This window comes from Hyphomicrobiales bacterium (genome assembly GCA_030688605.1).
Lineage (GTDB): Bacteria > Pseudomonadota > Alphaproteobacteria > Rhizobiales > NORP267 > JAUYJB01.
In genome coordinates this window covers 1-15,837 of the sequence record JAUYJB010000042.1, presented here as the reverse complement: position 1 = coordinate 15,837, position 15,837 = coordinate 1, and the positions used below count along the sequence as shown (strand labels likewise).

Below are 15,837 nucleotides of genomic sequence, written 5' to 3'. Positions count from 1 at the left end.
GGCTAGTTGTCTCCGGCGCTTGCCGAGCGGCGGCGGATGCCGCGCGCCTCGAGGTCGGCGAGGGTGCGCCGCTGTATGCGGTGGTCGGCGACAACCCAGACGATGAGCAACAGCAGAATGACAGTGGCAAAGGCGTAAGCCGCGGCGACGAAAGCCAGGTGACCGGTGAACATCAGCGCGCTCCCGCTTCCGCGCCGGAAAGCTGGGCGGCGTCGGCGCGGCTCTGCCGCAGGCTGCGCACCCGGCGGCGCAGTATCTCGTTGCGCATGGCCATCAGATGCAGGGCGATGAACAACAGCGTATAGGCCACGGCCATGACCAGAAGCGGCGCGAGGATGCTCGGATGGATCGCCGGCCCGCTCATGCGGAACACGCTTGCCGGCTGGTGAAGCGTGTTCCACCAGTCGACCGAGAATTTGATGATCGGCACATTGACGAAGCCGACCAGCGCCAGGATCGCCGCCGCCCGGCCGGCGCGCGAAGGCTCGTCGATCGCCTGCCACAGGGCCATCAGCCCGAGATAAAGGAAGAACAGCACCAATACGGAGGTCAGCCGCGCGTCCCACACCCACCAGGCGCCCCAGGTGGGCTTGCCCCAGATCGAGCCGGTGATCAGCGCCAATAGCGTAAAGGCGGCGCCGATCGGGGCCGCCGCCTTGGCGGAGACATCGGCAAGCGGATGCCGCCACACCAGCGTGCCGAGCGCGGAGAAGGCGATCAGCGTATAGCAGGCCAGCGCGATCCAGGCCGCCGGCACATGGATGTACATGATGCGCACCGTCTCGCCCTGCTGATAGTCGGCGGGCGCGGTGAAGAAGCTCATATAGAGGCCGACGGCGAAAGCGATGGCGCTCGATCCGATCAGCCACGGCAGAACCGCGCCCGCGAGCTTGAGGAATCGGGTCGGATTGGCAAACTGCACGATACCCATGGGGGCTTATCTAGAACGCTTCAGGTTCGCGTGCAATGCGCTGCGGCTTTTAGTCGTGTCTTGGGATGGGGAAGTGGCGGCTGAGCGTTACCCAGGGACGTCCGGTGATAGAGCAGGCTTGCTCACCTATGAGATCGCACAGCGGACAATCCAAGGGTGCAATTCGTACCGCCGAGAGACCAAGAGCAGGAGCTAAGCGATTGAACACTATTGGGCGCAGTTCCAAGCGAACTCAAAAGGCATCTCGACGACCACTCAAATCTCTGCAAAATGGAAACATGCCAAAGGTGAATAAAGACATATTGGTTTGGGCACGCGTGACGGCCGGGCTTTCCGAAGAGGAGGCTGCCAAGAAACTCGGCCTAAGCGGACCGGAAAGGCTGAAGGCGCTGGAGGAGGGCATTCGAGACCCCAGCCGACGCCAATTGGTGAACATGTCCAAGACCTATCGCCGACCCCTCTTAGCATTCTATTTGCCTGAGCAGCCACCGGAAAGCGATAAAGGCCAAGATTTTCGTACGCTTCCCGGTGGGGGAGCGGCGGGCTCCGAGGCATTGGTTGATGCCCTTCTTCGCGATGTTCATGCTCGACAGGCGCTTGTCCGAACGGCTCTTGAGGAGGCAGAAGAGGACGTGCCGCTTCCTTTCGTCGGGTCTGCCGAGATGAAGGACGGCATTGAGCCGCTCGTAGCCTCCATCAGAACAGCGTTGGGTTTTAACGCGAACGATTTCCGCAGCCAGGGTACCGTTACAGACGCCTTTGCGGCACTGCGCGCAGCAACTGAGAAAGCGGGTGTCTTGGTGCTCCTTATGGGGAATCTCGGGTCGCATCACACCAACATTGACGTGAGATTTTTTCGTGGCTTTGCACTTGCTGATAACGTCGCGCCCTTTGTCATAGTCAATGAAAATGACTCACGGGCGGCATGGTCCTTCACTCTTGTGCACGAGCTCGCGCATATATGGCTCGGTCAAACAGGCATCAGCGGTTACGACGGCGAGGCTGCAGTCGAGAGGTTTTGCGATGCGGTTGCTGCGAGGTTTCTGCTGGACCCAGCGGAACTTGAAGAAGTCGGCGTGCGCAAGGCAGCGAATTTCGACGATTTGAAGGATCGGATCACCGCGTTCGCCGGTGACCGGAACCTCAGTCGAAAGATGGTCGCCTATAACCTTTGGCGGTCTGACGTTATTTCCCGCGCAGTTTATTCGACATTGAGCGATGCCTTTGACACTGAACGTGTGGCTCAAAAGGAGGCCCATCCGAAGGCAGAGACAGGCCCGGACTATTACGTTGTGAGGCGGCATCGCGTTGGGCCGGGTCTGATTGGCCTTGTGAAGCGCATGGTTGCAATTGGCACTCTCACGACCACAAAAGCTGGGCGCGTGTTGGGCGTCAAACCGACCGCTGTCAATCGTCTCGTAGATGGCAGTCGCGCTGCATAGTGGGGGACTTGTGCTCTATCTCCTCGATGCCGACACACTGATCCGAGCTGACAGTACGTATTACCCTCTCAGGCGCTTTCCGGTTTTCTGGGAATGGCTCCAGCACATGGGAATTGCCGGCGCCGTAAAGGTACCGATTGAGCAGTATGAGGAAATTACGGTCGGAAAAGGCTTGCTTGTCGACTGGCTGAACGAAGAGGATATTAGAGCAGCCCTTCTGCTCCATGAAGAGGCGGACCCGGCGATTGTCGCGGCCGTGACACAGACTGGCTATGCCCCCGACCTTAATGAGGCAGAACAGGAAGAAATTGGTTGCGATCCCTTCTTGATAGCTTACGGATACGCTGCAATCGGTGAGCGTTTTGTGGTGACATTTGAAGTTTCGGCGCCGAGCAAGCAAAGGGCGAAGCGGAAAGTGCCAGATATCTGTAATGAACTCGGTATCCCGTGCGGGACGCTATTCGACGTAATCGAGGCACTCGACTTTACGACTGACTGGAAGCCTGAATGAATTTCGGCTCTCGGGACATCCCGCCCCATGGCCCGACCACGCCCTTGCTCCATCACTGCACGGCTGCGCGCAGCGCCGCGGCGGCGGCCAGCGGCGAAAGCACCACGCTTGCCAGGCTCAGCGCCACCAGGATCAGGAACGGCGTCGCGAAGGGCACCGGCCCGGCAATTGCCGCCTTGATCGCGGAAACCCCGAAGATCAGCACCGGCACATAGAGCGGCATGACTAGCACCGCGGTGAGCAGCCCGCCGCGCCGCAACGCCAGGGTGAGCCCGGCGCCGATGGCGCCGATGAAGCTGATCGCCGGCGTGCCGACCAGCATGGTCAGCGCCAGGGGACCGATCGCCTTTGCCTCGAGATTCAGCACGACGCCGAGCAGCGGCGCCGAGACGGCAAGCGGCACGCCGGTGGTGATCCAGTGGGCGAGGCTCTTGGCCGCCGCCACCAGCTCCAGCGGCAGCGGCGCCATCATCATCACGTCGAGCGAGCCGTCCTCATAGTCGGCCTGGAAGATGCGGTCGAGCGTCAGCAGCGCCGCCAGCAGCAGCGCCGCCCACAATATCCCCGGCGCCACACGCGACAGGAGATTGAGGTCGGGCCCGACGCCGAGCGGGATCATCGACACGACGATCAGGAAGAAGCCGACCGCCATGCCGGCGCCGCCGCCCTGGCGCACGGCAAGCCGCAGGTCGCGCTTGAGAAGAGCGGTGAAACTCATGGCGCCGTTCCCCCCAGCGAAAGGCGCTGGGCGAATTTGGCGCCAAGCTCCATGTGAGTGGTGGCGAGCAGGATCCCGCCTGTGGCCACGTGATCGTCCATCAGCCGCGCGAGGCGTTCCTGCGCCATCCGGTCGAGCGAGGCGGTCGGCTCGTCCAAGAGCCAGATCGGCCGCGGCACCAGCTTGAGACGCGACAGGGAAAGCTTGCGCCGCTGGCCGGCGGAGAGAAACTGCGCCGGAAGGTCGGCGATATCGTTCAGATCGAAAACGGCTAGCCCCTCGGAGATGTCGCCGCCGCCCAGAAAGCGCGTCCAGAAGGCGAGATTCTCGGCAACCGTAAGCTGCGCCTTGGTGGCGTCGGCGTGACCGACATAATGCGCCTGCTCGCCGAGCGAGGCCTCCGCTTCGCCGCCTTCGAGATTCAGGCTGCCGGCGGCGAAGCGGCCGAGGCCGGCGATCGCCCGGATCAGCGTCGTTTTGCCGCTGCCGTTGGGACCCTCGATCAGCAGCCCCTCGCCGGAGGCGAGCCGGATGCCGACGCCATGAAACAGCTCCCGTCCGCCGCGCTCGCAGGTGAGCCCCTCGCCGATCAGGCGCATGGGACGGCCGTTTTCTTGGTTGTCATCCTCACGCGTCCCTTCTTCTCCGCACCATTCCTTCGGTTGGCAGCCGTCGCGGAATTCTTATATAAGGCCAGCGACGGCGCGCCTACCCGCAACACCGGTTAGGCGGCATCGTCGATGCCTGCCAAAACCATGTCCTGCATGCTCCGAGCCGGGCAGCAGCGGCGGAGAGTTCCTCCGAACTCATAAACGGCGCCATGACGACATAAGGGTAAGGACACCGTGACAACTCCCTCGACCTCGCTTGACACATTCAAGGCCCGCAAGAAGCTGAAGGTGGGCGACAAGGTTTACGAATATTTCGACCTGAAGGCCGCGGAAAAGAACGGCCTTGCCGGCATCTCGAAACTGCCCTTCTCGCTCAAGGTGTTGCTCGAGAACCTGCTGCGCCACGAGGATGGACGCACGGTCAAAGCCGATGATATCCGCGCCATGGCCAAATGGCTGAAGGGCCGCAAGAGCGACCGCGAGATCGCCTTCCGTCCGGCGCGGGTGCTGATGCAGGACCTCACCGGCGTGCCGGCGGTGGTCGATCTTGCCGCGATGCGCGACGCGATGACGGCGCTCGGCGGCAACGCCAAGAGGATCAATCCGCTGGTCCCGGTCGACCTCGTCGTCGACCACTCCGTCATGGTCGACGCCTTCGGCAGGCCCAGCGCGTTTCAGAGCAATGTGAAGCTCGAATATGCGCGCAATGGCGAGCGTTACAATTTCCTCAAATGGGGCCAGGAGGCGTTCGACAATTTCCGCGTCGTGCCGCCGGGAACCGGCATCTGCCACCAGGTCAATCTGGAGTATCTGTCGCAGACCGTGTGGACCCGGCGCGAGAAGCGGGCCGGCCGCAAGGGCAAGACCAGAGTCGATGTCGCCTATCCGGACACGCTGGTCGGCACCGACAGCCACACCACCATGGTCAACGGCCTTGCCGTGCTCGGTTGGGGCGTCGGCGGCATCGAGGCGGAGGCGGCGATGCTCGGCCAGCCGATCTCGATGCTGATCCCCGAGGTCATCGGCGTCAAGATGACCGGAAAGCTGAAGAACGGCGTCACCGCGACGGACCTGGTCTTGACCGTGACCCAGATGCTGCGTGCCAAGGGCGTGGTCGGCAAGTTCGTCGAATATTACGGGCCCGGCCTCGACCATCTGTCGCTGGCCGACCAGGCGACCATCGCCAACATGTCGCCGGAATATGGCGCCACCTGCGGTTTCTTCCCCATCGACGCGGAGACCATCGCCTATCTGAAGGCGACCGGCCGCAAGCCGGGGCGCGTGGCGCTGGTCGAGAAATACGCCAAGGCCCAAGGCCTGTTCCGGGCCAAGACGACGCCCGATCCGGTGTTCACCGAAACAGTGGAGCTCGATCTCGGCAGCGTCGAGCCGAGCCTCGCCGGGCCGAAGCGGCCGCAGGACCGGGTGCGGCTCGAGGATGCAAGCACTGCCTTCCGCGAGGCGCTCGCCAAGGAATACGGCAAGGGGGCGGAGGCCGAAAAGCGCTTTCCGGTCGCCGGCAAGAACTACGATCTCGGCCATGGCGACGTGGTCATCGCGGCGATTACCTCGTGCACCAACACCTCCAATCCGAGCGTCATGCTCGGCGCCGGCCTCATCGCCCGCAACGCCAACGCCAAGGGGCTGAAGGTCAAGCCGTGGGTCAAGACCTCGCTCGCGCCGGGCAGCCAAGTGGTCACCGAATATCTCCACAAGGCCGATCTGCAGAAGGAGCTCGACAAGCTCGGCTTCAACCTCGTCGGCTATGGCTGCACCACCTGCATCGGTAATTCCGGGCCGTTGCCGGAGGAGATCTCCAAGGCCATCGCCAAGCACGATCTGGCGGTCTGCTCCGTGCTTTCGGGCAACCGCAATTTCGAGGGCCGGGTGAGCCAGGACGTGCGCGCCAACTATCTCGCCTCGCCGCCGCTGGTCGTCGCCTATGCGCTCGCCGGCAGCCTCAATGTCGACCTCGCGCGCGATCCGCTGGGCACCGACAGGAAGGGGCGGCCCGTCTATCTGAAGGACATCTGGCCGTCGGCGCGGGAAGTCGCCGACACGGTGCGCAGATCGGTGCGCCGCTCGATGTTCAAGAAGCGCTATGGGGACGTGTTCAAGGGCGACGCGAGCTGGCGCAAGATCAAGGTTGCGGCAGGCCTCAACTATGATTGGGACGACGCCTCGACCTATGTCCGCAACCCGCCCTATTTCGACGGCATGACGCATGCGCCGGAACCGGTCTCCGACATTGTCGGCGCCCGCATTCTCGGCCTGTTCCTGGATTCGATCACCACCGACCACATCTCGCCCGCCGGCGCTTTCCCCGCCGCCAGCCCGGCCGGCAAATATCTCGTCGCCCGAGGCGTCGAACCGAGGGACTTCAACTCCTACGGCACGAGGCGCGGCAACCACGAGGTGATGATGCGCGGCACCTTCGCCAATATCCGCATCAAGAACCAGATGGTTCCGGGCATCGAGGGCGGCGTGACGGTGCATTACCCCTCGGGCGAGCGGATGCCGATCTACGACGCGGCGGTGCGCTATCAGAAGGAGGCCGTGCCGCTCGTCGTCTTCGCCGGCAAGGAAGATGGCAGCGGCTCAAGCCGCGACTGGGCCGCCAAGGGGCCGCGGCTTCTCGGCGTGCGCGCCGTCGTCACCCAGTCCTTCGAGCGCATCCACCGTTCCAACCTGATCGGCATGGGCATTCTGCCGCTGACCTTCGAGGAGGGAACCTCCTGGCAGTCACTGGGGCTGAAGGGCGACGAGACGGTGACGATCAAGGGCCTTTCGGGTGAGATCACGCCGCGCCAGAAGATGAAGGCGGAGATCACCTATGCCGACGGCAGCAAGAAGTCGGTGCCGCTTCTCTGCCGCATCGATACGCTCGACGAGATCGACTATTTCAAGAATGGCGGTATCCTGCATTACGTGCTGCGCAACATGGCGGAAGCCGCCTGAGCGGGGGACCTCCCGCGCGCCTCACCCGATCGTGACTCGCAAGTGAGCGGCCACGCGCCTATTGATTGTGCAAACGCGGTCGGCTCGCCGCGGGGGCGAATTCGGGCGCAAGGTCGATGAAAACACACCGGGCAGGAACGTTTCGCGCGACTGTGGCGCTACTTGTGGGCATCGCCGCCTCTTCTGCCGCGGGGCCGGCTGCCGCGGGGGGCGGCTTCACCACCGTCATCGAGCTGTTCACCAGCCAGGGCTGCTCCTCCTGTCCGCCCGCCGACGCGCTGCTCGGCAAGCTCGCCAGGCGCGACGACATGGTGGCGCTGTCCCTGCCGGTCGACTATTGGGACTATCTCGGCTGGAAGGACACGCTCGCCAGCCCCGCAAACTCCGCCCGCCAGCGCGCCTACGCCCATGCCCGCCACGACCGCGCCGTGTATACGCCGCAGGTGGTGGTCAACGGCGTCGTCCATGCCGCCGGCAACGATCCGGCGAGTGTGGCCGAGGCGTCCGCCGACGCGCGCGACCGGCTCGAGGATGAATGGGTGCCGATTTCGGTCGACAGCAAGGGCGACATGCTGCGGGTGCACGCGGCGGATTCGAACGGCGAGGCGCGCTACGGGTCCGGGACGCTGTGGCTGGTGCTTTACTCCGAGGTCGAGGAAGTCAGCATCAAGCGCGGCGAGAATGCCGGCAGGACCATCCGCTACTACAATGTGGTGCGCGAGATGAGCCCGATCGGCATGTGGCACGGCAAGGCCATGAGCGTCGACTTGCCGAAGAGCGACGTGCGGGGCCGCGGCTATGACGGCTGCGCGGTGCTGCTGCAGGCGGGCTACGCCGGGCCGATCATCGGCGCCGCCGTACTGCCCGGCTGGTAGCGCGACAGTCTATCGCGTTCTGACCATTGACATGACAGGAGCGGGGGCGTAGCAGCGTCCGTGGGACACCCCTCCCCAACGAGGGGCCTCTATCTGGAAGGGTAGAACCACATGACGCAACAACGCCCGGCGGTGCGGCCGGTCAATCCGCACTTCTCCTCCGGTCCGTGCGCCAAGAGGCCGGACTGGTCCCTCGAAAACCTCAAACAAGCCCTGGTCGGCCGCTCGCATCGCTCCAAGGAAGGCAAGGCGCGGCTCAAGCGCGCCATCGACCTGACCCGCGACATCTTGCGCGTGCCGACTGACTACCGCATCGGCATCGTGCCGGCGTCGGACACCGGTGCGGTGGAGATGGCGCTGTGGTCGCTGTTGGGCGCGCGCGGCGTCGACCTGCTGGCCTGGGAGAGTTTCGGCTCCGGCTGGGTCACCGACGTGACCAAGCAATTGAAGCTTCCCGACGTGCGCACGCTCACCGCCGATTACGGCGACTTGCCCGATCTTGGCGCGGTCGATTTCGACCGCGACGTGGTCTTCTGCTGGAACGGCACCACGTCGGGCGTGCGGGTTCCCGACGGTGACTGGATCGCCGCCGACCGCGCCGGCCTCACCATCTGCGATGCAACCTCGGCCGCCTTCGCCCAGAGGCTTGACTGGGACAGGCTCGACGTTATCACCTTCTCCTGGCAGAAGGTGATGGGCGGCGAGGCGGCGCACGGCATGCTTGTACTTTCGCCGCGCGCGGTCGAGCGGCTCGAGACCTACGCGCCGGCTTGGCCGCTGCCGAAGATTTTCCGCCTGACCAAGGGTGGCAAGCTCATCGAGGGCATCTTCGTCGGCGAAACGATCAACACGCCGTCGATGCTGTGCGTCGAGGACTATCTCGACGCGCTTAACTGGGCGCAGGAGATCGGCGGCCTCGACGCGCTTATCGCCCGCGCCGACGCCAACCTCAAGGCGGTGAGCGCGTGGGTCGCCAAAACCCCCTGGGTCGATTTTCTCGCCCGCGAGCCGCAAACCCGCTCCAACTCGTCGGTATGCCTAACCATTGTCGATCCCGGCATCGCCGGCCTGCCGGCCGGGGAACAGGCGGCGTTCGCCAAATCCCTGGTGCGGCTCGTCGAGCAGGAAGGCGTCGCCTACGACATCGGCGCCTATCGCGACGCGCCGCCGGGACTGCGCATCTGGTGCGCGAGCACGGTAGAGACCGGCGACATCGAGGCGCTCACGCCATGGCTCGACTGGGCCTTTGCCGAGGCCGGCGCCTCGGTCCCGGCCGCCTGACCGACCCTTCGTCCATTCCCATCATCAGAGACTGCCGCTCGATCTCCGCGCGGCGGACCGCAAGAGGAACAAGAGCATGGCTCCCAAGGTATTGATCTCCGACAAGCTCAGCCCCGCGGCGGTCGGCATCTTCAGGCAGCGCGGTATCGAGACCGATGTGAAGACCGGGCTCTCCAAGGAGGAGCTCGCCGAGATCATCGGCGGTTATGACGGGCTTGCCGTGCGCTCGGCGAGCAAGGTGACGGAAAAGGTGCTGGCCAAGGCCGATCGGCTGAAGGTCATCGGCCGCGCCGGCATCGGCGTCGACAATATCGACATCGCGGCCGCCTCCCAGAAGGGCATCATCGTGATGAACACGCCGTTCGGCAATTCGATCACGACGGCCGAGCACGCCATCGCGCTGATGCTGGCGCTGGCCCGCCAGATCCCCGCCGCCGACGCCTCGACCCAGGCCGGCAAATGGGAAAAGTCGAAATTCATCGGCGTCGAGATCACCGGCAAGACGCTCGGCATCATCGGCTGCGGCAATATCGGCTCGATCGTCGCCGACCGCGCCCAGGGCCTGGCCATGAAGGTGATCGCCTACGACCCGTTCCTGTCGGACGAGCGGGCCAAGCAGATCGGGGTCGAAAAGGTCGAGCTCGACGCGCTCTTGAGCCGTGCCGACTTCGTCTCTCTGCACACGCCGCTGACCGACAAGACCCGCAACATCATCGACGCGGCGGCCCTCAAGAAGATGAAAAAGGGCGCCTTCCTGATCAATTGCGCGCGCGGCGGTCTCGCCGACGAGGCCGCCGTCAAGGTGGCACTCGAGGACGGCCATATCGCCGGGGCCGCCTTCGACGTGTTCGTCGAGGAGCCGGCGCACGAGGACATCCTGTTCGGCGTGCCCGGCGTCATCTGCACGCCGCATCTCGGCGCCTCGACCCGCGAGGCGCAGGAGAACGTCGCCCTGCAGGTCGCCGAGCAGATGTCCGACTATCTGCTCACCGGCGCGGTGGTCAACGCCGTCAACACGCCGTCGATCTCGGCCGAGGAGGCGCCGCGGCTTGCCCCCTTCTGCGCCCTTGCCGAGCAGCTTGGCCTGTTCGCGGGCCAACTGACCGAGACCGCGATCAAGGCCGTCCGGCTCGAATATGACGGCTTCGTGGCCGAGATGAACACGACCTTGCTGACCAACGCGGCGCTGGCCGGCCTGCTGCGGCCGCTCCTGCACGACGTCAACACGGTGAGCGCGCCGATCATGGCCCGCGAGCGCGGCATGAAGGTCGAGGAAATCCGCCGCGCCCAGTCCGGCGCCTACGAGACCTATATCCGGCTGACCGTCATCACCGACCGCCAGGAGCGCTCGGTGGCCGGCACCGTCTTCTCCGACGGAAGGCCGCGGCTGATCCAGGTCAAGGGCATCAATATGGACGCCGAGCTCAAGCCGCACATGATCTACATCACCAACGACGACAAGCCGGGCATCATCGGCGCGCTGGGGACCACTCTGGGCAATGCCGGCGTCAACATCGCCACCTTCAATCTCGGCCGCGACAGGGCCGGCGGCAACGCGATTTCGCTCGTGGAGATCGACGAGCCGCTCGACCCCGAAACGCTGAAGAAAGTCAGCGCCTTGCCGCATATCCGCCAGGTCAAACCGCTGCGGTTTTAGATGGAGTCTTGCGCTCGGAAGGGACCGCCATGCGCCGAGACGGGACATGCGGTGGCGGAGCAGAGTTGGTCTGCTGCCATATTGAGCGGCGGACGCCGCAGGGGCTGCAACTCGTACGAGCGGGTCTGACCTCAAGCGGGCATACGGCGCACGTCTCCTTCGTCGGTTCGACAGCGATTAGCGTCGAAATTTCCGGCACTGAGGAAGGAAACGCCCCTGCCGGTTCCTTGAGAAGAGGCTGCCCCCGGAGGCGCCGGTCAGATGGCCGGGCACGTCGTCTCCCGGACCAATCCGGCAAAAACCGGCGAGACAATGAGCAGACAGAGGGAACTCCTCGCACAGGGGCGCCTTTCTGATGCTCTCGGTTCAAGGCCAATGGGCCATCTTCGCCGTCGGCCCACCGCTTTGGGCGATCGGCAAGGATTGCGGGTGGCGATCGCGATGATCTCCCGCGAAAGACTGGAAAAAAGAAGACCGATCAAGGCGTTGGATTGTCATCCAATCATCACGTGAGCTTCATACAAGCTTGATGTGGCTGCACTAAAGTCCCCGCGCAGGCGGAATCGCGTCGATGAGGTTTGCCTCCGGCGTCAATCGCCGAGTGTCGAGTAATCAAGGAAGGCGCAGGTGACATCCAAGGTCCTCACCGTTCTTGCTGCGTTGGTTATAGGTACCGCCCTGTATGCGGCGGCCGTCCGCGACCGCATATCGATCGTCGGTTCCTCGACGGTCTTCCCGTTCACGCAGGCCGTGGCCGAGAAGTTCGCCAACAAGACCGGTGAGGCCGCACCCGTCGTCGAGTCGACCGGCACCGCCGTCGGCATGAAGCTGTTCTGCGGCGGCATCGGCCCGGACCATCCGGACCTCACCGGCGCGTCGCGGCCGATGAAAGAGTCCGAGTACAGGGCTTGCGTGGCCAACGGCATTGACAGCATCACCGAGGTTCAAATCGGCTTCGACGGAATTGCCTTCGCGCACGCGCGCAGCGGCGTTGAAATGGTCCTCGCCAAGAAGCAGCTCTTCCAGGCTCTGGCCGCCGAAGTCGAGGTCGACGGCAAGATCGTCGCCAATCCTTACAGAAAGTGGAGCGACATCGACGCTTCGCTGCCCGATGCGCCGATCACCGTGTTTGGACCGCCGCCCACTTCCGGCACACGCGACGCCTGGGTCGAGCTCGTCATGGAGCAAGGCTGCGAGGAGTTTGCGGCCATCAAGAAGCTCGACAAGAACCGCATTTGGAAGGCGGCCTGCGCGCGCATGCGCCAGGATGGCCACTTCATCGAGGCCGGCGAGAACGACAATCTCATCGTCCAGTGGCTCGATGCCGACCATAACGCCTTCGGCATTTTCGGTTTTTCCTTCCTGCACGAGAATGAGGACAAGCTGAAGGGCGTTGCGATAGGAGGCATCGTGCCGAGCATCGACACGATCGCCGACGGCTCATACCCGGTATCGCGGCCCCTGTTCTTCTACATCAAGAACGCGCATCGCGGCGTCATCCCCGGCCTTGAGGAGTTCGTCACCGAGTATGTTTCCGAACAGTCGATGGGCGACGACGGCTATCTTTCCGAAGGCGGGCTCATTCCGCTCTCTGCGGAGAAGCGCGAGGAGGTTCGCGCCGCGGTGAAGAGGGGCGAGAACGTGTCGCGTTTCGGCAGCTAGAACAAGGTGTCAGGGGCCGCGCTGGGCGACCGCCGTGGCCGTTGACGTGACAAGACGCGCGCTTACAGCCGTCTTTGCGACTTCCGCATCGGGCAGCGGTGGAGTAGAGCCATCATTGACCATCCGGGGGACAGCGTCAGCGTATCCTCCAATGTGGCGCAATTGTGCGCGCGCTTGCCCCTTCTTTGTGGAGGGTGAAGGAATTCTGCCCTGCTAGCCGTTGTTGCTCTATTTTTCGGCCGCCGCGCATGCCTTCTTCCGGTTCTGCAAAAATCCAGGACTGCCCTTGCCGTCGCGCTGGTTGATTTGAATTGTCAGCAATGCCGGTGGGATGTTCCTGCGCGCGGGGGCCCCTCTTTTCGCGCTTTTTGATCAGTTGTCGTGCGCTTATGTTTGGGAGTCCAGAAACCCGGAATGTTTCTGGCCCTTTTTGGCCGCTTTCGGCGCCGCGCCCCTCACACAGGGGCGCCGGAAGCCTTCCGCCGGCTGGCAATGGCGATGCCGCTCATGACCAGGACGAAGCCGAGCGCGTGATAGAATTGAATGCGCTCGCCGAGAATGAGGATGGCGAGGATCGAGCCCAAAACGGGGATCAGATGGAAGAACGGCGCGACCCAGTTGGCGCCGGCAAGCTGCACGGCGCGGTTGTAGCACGTATAGGCGATGACTGCGGGAAACAGGACCATGTAGAGGCTTGCCGCCGCCGCCGCCCAGGTCGGATTGACGGTGCGGCCGGCGGCAAGCTCCATCGCCCAGAACGGCGACAGCACCAGGCAGCCAATGAAGAAGGTGGCGACGAGAAAGCTCAGCCAGTGGATCTGCGGGCTTTCGCGCAGCCAGGCGGTGTAGGCCGCCCAGCTGAACATGGCCGCCAGCAGCCACAGGTCGCCGCGGTTGAGGTCGAGCGTCAGCAGCACCGCCGGGTCGCCGCGAACGACGACATAGATGACCCCGGTCAGCGAAACCGCCACGCCGATGACCTGGAACAGGGTCGGCGTCTCGCGATAGGTCGCAAATACGACCAGCGCGATCAGAACCGGCATGCTCGATTGCAGCAGGACCGCGTTCATCGCCACCGTGTATTGCAGGCCGATATAGGCGAATGTATTGAAGCAGGCGATGCCGATGACGGAGAGCACCAGCATGATGCGCCAGCGCCTGAGGATCGTCGGCAGATCGCGCTTCAGATGCGGCCAGGCGAAGGGCAGCAGGACCACGAAGGCGCCGACCCAACGGATCATGGCCAGCGTGATCGGCGGTACGTCGGCGCGCACGCCGCGCGCGGCGATGAAGTTTCCCGCCCAGCACAGCATGGTGATGAGCGCGAGCAGCGTCGGCTGCTGGTAGGACCAGACGAAGGCGCGTCGGACCGGGTCGGTCATTCATGGGCTCCCGCAAAACGCTCGGTTGGTAAAGGCTTGCCGCTGCGCTGTAAAGGCGGCCGGACGAATGGTCGCGATGCGCGCTCGGGCGTTTTCAATTGCCGTTGAGTGTGGCAGAAGTCCCGGTTGGCCCGGACTAAGGGCGCCGCGCGGCATAAAGGGGCGTTGAGGCATGGCGAATGTGGTGGCCGTCGGCTCGCAATGGGGCGACGAGGGCAAGGGCAAGATCGTCGACTGGCTGTCCGAGCGCGCCGACATCGTGGTTCGCTTCCAGGGCGGTCACAATGCCGGCCACACCCTTGTCATCAATAAGACGACCTACAAGCTGAGCCTGCTGCCCGCCGGCGTGGTCCGGCCCGGCAAGCTCGCGGTGATCGGCAATGGCGTCGTTCTCGACCCGCACGCGCTGGTCGACGAGATCGGCCGGCTCGAAGCGCTCGGCGTCAGCGTCTCGCGCGACAATCTGCGCATCGCCGAGAACGTACCGCTGATCCTGTCGCTGCACCGCGACCTCGACGCCTTCCGCGAATCCTTGACCAGCGGCACCCGCATCGGCACCACCAAGCGGGGCATCGGCCCGGCCTACGAGGACAAGGTCGGGCGCCGCGCCATCCGGCTCATGGACCTCGCCAATCTGCCGACGCTGAAGGGCAAGATCGAGCGCCTGCTCACCCACCACAACGCGCTACGCCGCGGCCTCGGCCAGGACGAGATCGGCGCCGACGCGCTCTACAAGGAGCTCGCCTCCGTCGCGCCCAAGGTGCTGCCCTACATGGACAAGGTGTGGGCCTTGCTCGACGGCGAGCGGCGGGCGGGCAAGCGCATCCTGTTCGAGGGCGCCCAGGGGGCCCTGCTCGACATCGACCACGGCACCTACCCCTTCGTCACCTCGTCGAACACGGTCGCGGGCCAGGCGGCGATCGGCTCGGGCGTCGGTCCGCGCGCCATCGACTATGTGCTCGGCATCACCAAGGCCTATACGACACGGGTGGGCGAGGGGCCGTTCCCGACCGAGCAGGCGAACGAGATCGGCCGGCGGCTCGGCGAGCGCGGGCGCGAGTTCGGAACGGTCACCGGGCGCTCGCGGCGCTGCGGCTGGTTCGACGCGGTGCTGGTGCGCCAGACGGTGCGCACCAGCGGCATCGACGGCATCGCGCTCACCAAGCTCGACATTCTCGACGGCTTTGAGGAGGTCAAGGTCGGCGTCGGCTATAAGCTCGACGGCGGCGAGATCGACTATCTGCCGGCTTCCCAGGGCGCCCAGGCGCGCGTCGAGCCGATATTCGAGACGCTCGAGGGCTGGGGCGAGAGCACGGCGGGCGCTCGCAGCTGGGCCGATTTGCCGGCCCAGGCGGTCAAATATATCCGCCGTCTCGAGGAGCTGATCGCGGCGCCCGTGGCGCTGCTCTCCACCAGCCCCGAACGCGAGGACACGATCCTCGTCCACGACCCGTTCGAGGACTAGAGCGCATTCCGAAAAGTGGGAACCGGTTTTCGGACAAAAATGCGCGTAAAATAAAGAAGTTAGAGCGCTTTGAGTGACTCCGGTTTCACGAAAAGCGCTCTAGCAGGCTGTTGAAAAAGGAACGATGTTCGCGTTATGATTCTGGTCTGTTCATGCTCAGATTCTATGACGTTTCGTGAACAAACGACTTTTTCAACAGCCTGCTAGTGTTCTGTCCCATTAATAAATTTACATATCTTGCGAACGGATTCATGATTCGCTCCTGCCAGGGAGGGGATCATGGCGCGCATTGGACGACCTCAGGAAAGAGAACTGGTGCTTGCGGAGAGCGAGCGAGACGAATT

General features: G+C 64.1%; 13 protein-coding genes. 8 read left to right on the top strand and 5 right to left on the bottom strand.

What is annotated here, in order from left to right:
• Positions 1–2 precede the first annotated feature (2 nt).
• Together ccmD and Q8P46_05315 are read right to left on the bottom strand one after the other, a co-directional pair.
• Positions 3–173: a heme exporter protein CcmD gene (gene ccmD / locus Q8P46_05320; protein ID MDP2619581.1), complete on the bottom strand. Its 171-nt coding sequence runs from the start codon at positions 171–173 to the stop codon at positions 3–5.
• Positions 173–931, bottom strand: a complete 759-nt coding sequence (locus Q8P46_05315) for a heme ABC transporter permease (protein ID MDP2619580.1) — start codon at positions 929–931, stop codon at positions 173–175. Before Q8P46_05315 ends, ccmD begins: the two co-directional genes overlap by 1 nt.
• A gap of 278 nt (positions 932–1,209) precedes the next feature.
• On the opposite strand from Q8P46_05315, the gene Q8P46_05310 reads away from it, so the two are divergent.
• Positions 1,210–2,373 carry an XRE family transcriptional regulator gene (locus Q8P46_05310; GenBank protein MDP2619579.1) on the top strand — a complete coding sequence of 388 codons (1,164 nt, stop codon included), beginning with the start codon at positions 1,210–1,212 and terminating at the stop codon, positions 2,371–2,373.
• Positions 2,354–2,884 (top strand): DUF4411 family protein, encoded by a 531-nt coding sequence (locus Q8P46_05305; protein MDP2619578.1) that lies wholly within the window; start codon positions 2,354–2,356, stop codon positions 2,882–2,884. The genes Q8P46_05310 and Q8P46_05305 overlap by 20 nt, the downstream gene beginning before the upstream one ends.
• 52 nt (positions 2,885–2,936) lie before the next feature.
• Here Q8P46_05305 and ccmB read toward each other — a convergent pair whose 3' ends face one another.
• Entirely contained in the window at positions 2,937–3,602 is a 666-nt protein-coding gene (ccmB, locus tag Q8P46_05300; GenBank protein MDP2619577.1) for a heme exporter protein CcmB, read from the bottom strand.
• A complete protein-coding gene (gene ccmA / locus Q8P46_05295) occupies positions 3,599–4,201 on the bottom strand; it encodes a heme ABC exporter ATP-binding protein CcmA (protein ID MDP2619576.1) in 603 nt (200 codons plus the stop codon). Before ccmA ends, ccmB begins: the two co-directional genes overlap by 4 nt.
• Before the next feature lie 246 nt (positions 4,202–4,447).
• Here ccmA and acnA point away from each other — a divergent pair, with 246 nt between their 5' ends.
• The 5 genes from acnA (at position 4,448) to Q8P46_05270 (ending at position 12,646) form a co-directional block, all read left to right on the top strand.
• On the top strand, positions 4,448–7,171 hold the full coding sequence (gene acnA / locus Q8P46_05290) for an aconitate hydratase AcnA (GenBank protein ID MDP2619575.1): 2,724 nt from the start codon (positions 4,448–4,450) through the stop codon (positions 7,169–7,171).
• A gap of 152 nt (positions 7,172–7,323) precedes the next feature.
• Positions 7,324–8,046, top strand: coding sequence for a DUF1223 domain-containing protein (locus tag Q8P46_05285; protein ID MDP2619574.1), 723 nt, complete (start codon positions 7,324–7,326; stop codon positions 8,044–8,046).
• Positions 8,047–8,157: 111 nt separating this feature from the next.
• Positions 8,158–9,327, top strand: coding sequence for a phosphoserine transaminase (locus tag Q8P46_05280; GenBank protein ID MDP2619573.1), 1,170 nt, complete (start codon positions 8,158–8,160; stop codon positions 9,325–9,327).
• Positions 9,328–9,403: 76 nt separating this feature from the next.
• Complete coding sequence (serA, locus tag Q8P46_05275) at positions 9,404–10,984, top strand: phosphoglycerate dehydrogenase (GenBank protein MDP2619572.1); 1,581 nt, start codon at positions 9,404–9,406, stop codon at positions 10,982–10,984.
• A gap of 627 nt (positions 10,985–11,611) precedes the next feature.
• Complete coding sequence (locus Q8P46_05270; GenBank protein ID MDP2619571.1) at positions 11,612–12,646, top strand: substrate-binding domain-containing protein; 1,035 nt, start codon at positions 11,612–11,614, stop codon at positions 12,644–12,646.
• A 455-nt stretch (positions 12,647–13,101) separates the two neighbouring features.
• Here the strand turns inward: Q8P46_05270 and Q8P46_05265 are convergent, their stop codons facing one another.
• Positions 13,102–14,028 (bottom strand): DMT family transporter, encoded by a 927-nt coding sequence (locus tag Q8P46_05265; GenBank protein MDP2619570.1) that lies wholly within the window; start codon positions 14,026–14,028, stop codon positions 13,102–13,104.
• A 172-nt stretch (positions 14,029–14,200) separates the two neighbouring features.
• Between Q8P46_05265 and Q8P46_05260 the strand changes: the two genes are divergently transcribed.
• The gene (locus Q8P46_05260; GenBank protein ID MDP2619569.1) at positions 14,201–15,493 is read left to right on the top strand and encodes an adenylosuccinate synthase; all 1,293 of its coding nucleotides are present in this window, start codon (positions 14,201–14,203) and stop codon (positions 15,491–15,493) included.
• The last annotated feature ends 344 nt before the right edge of the window (positions 15,494–15,837 follow it).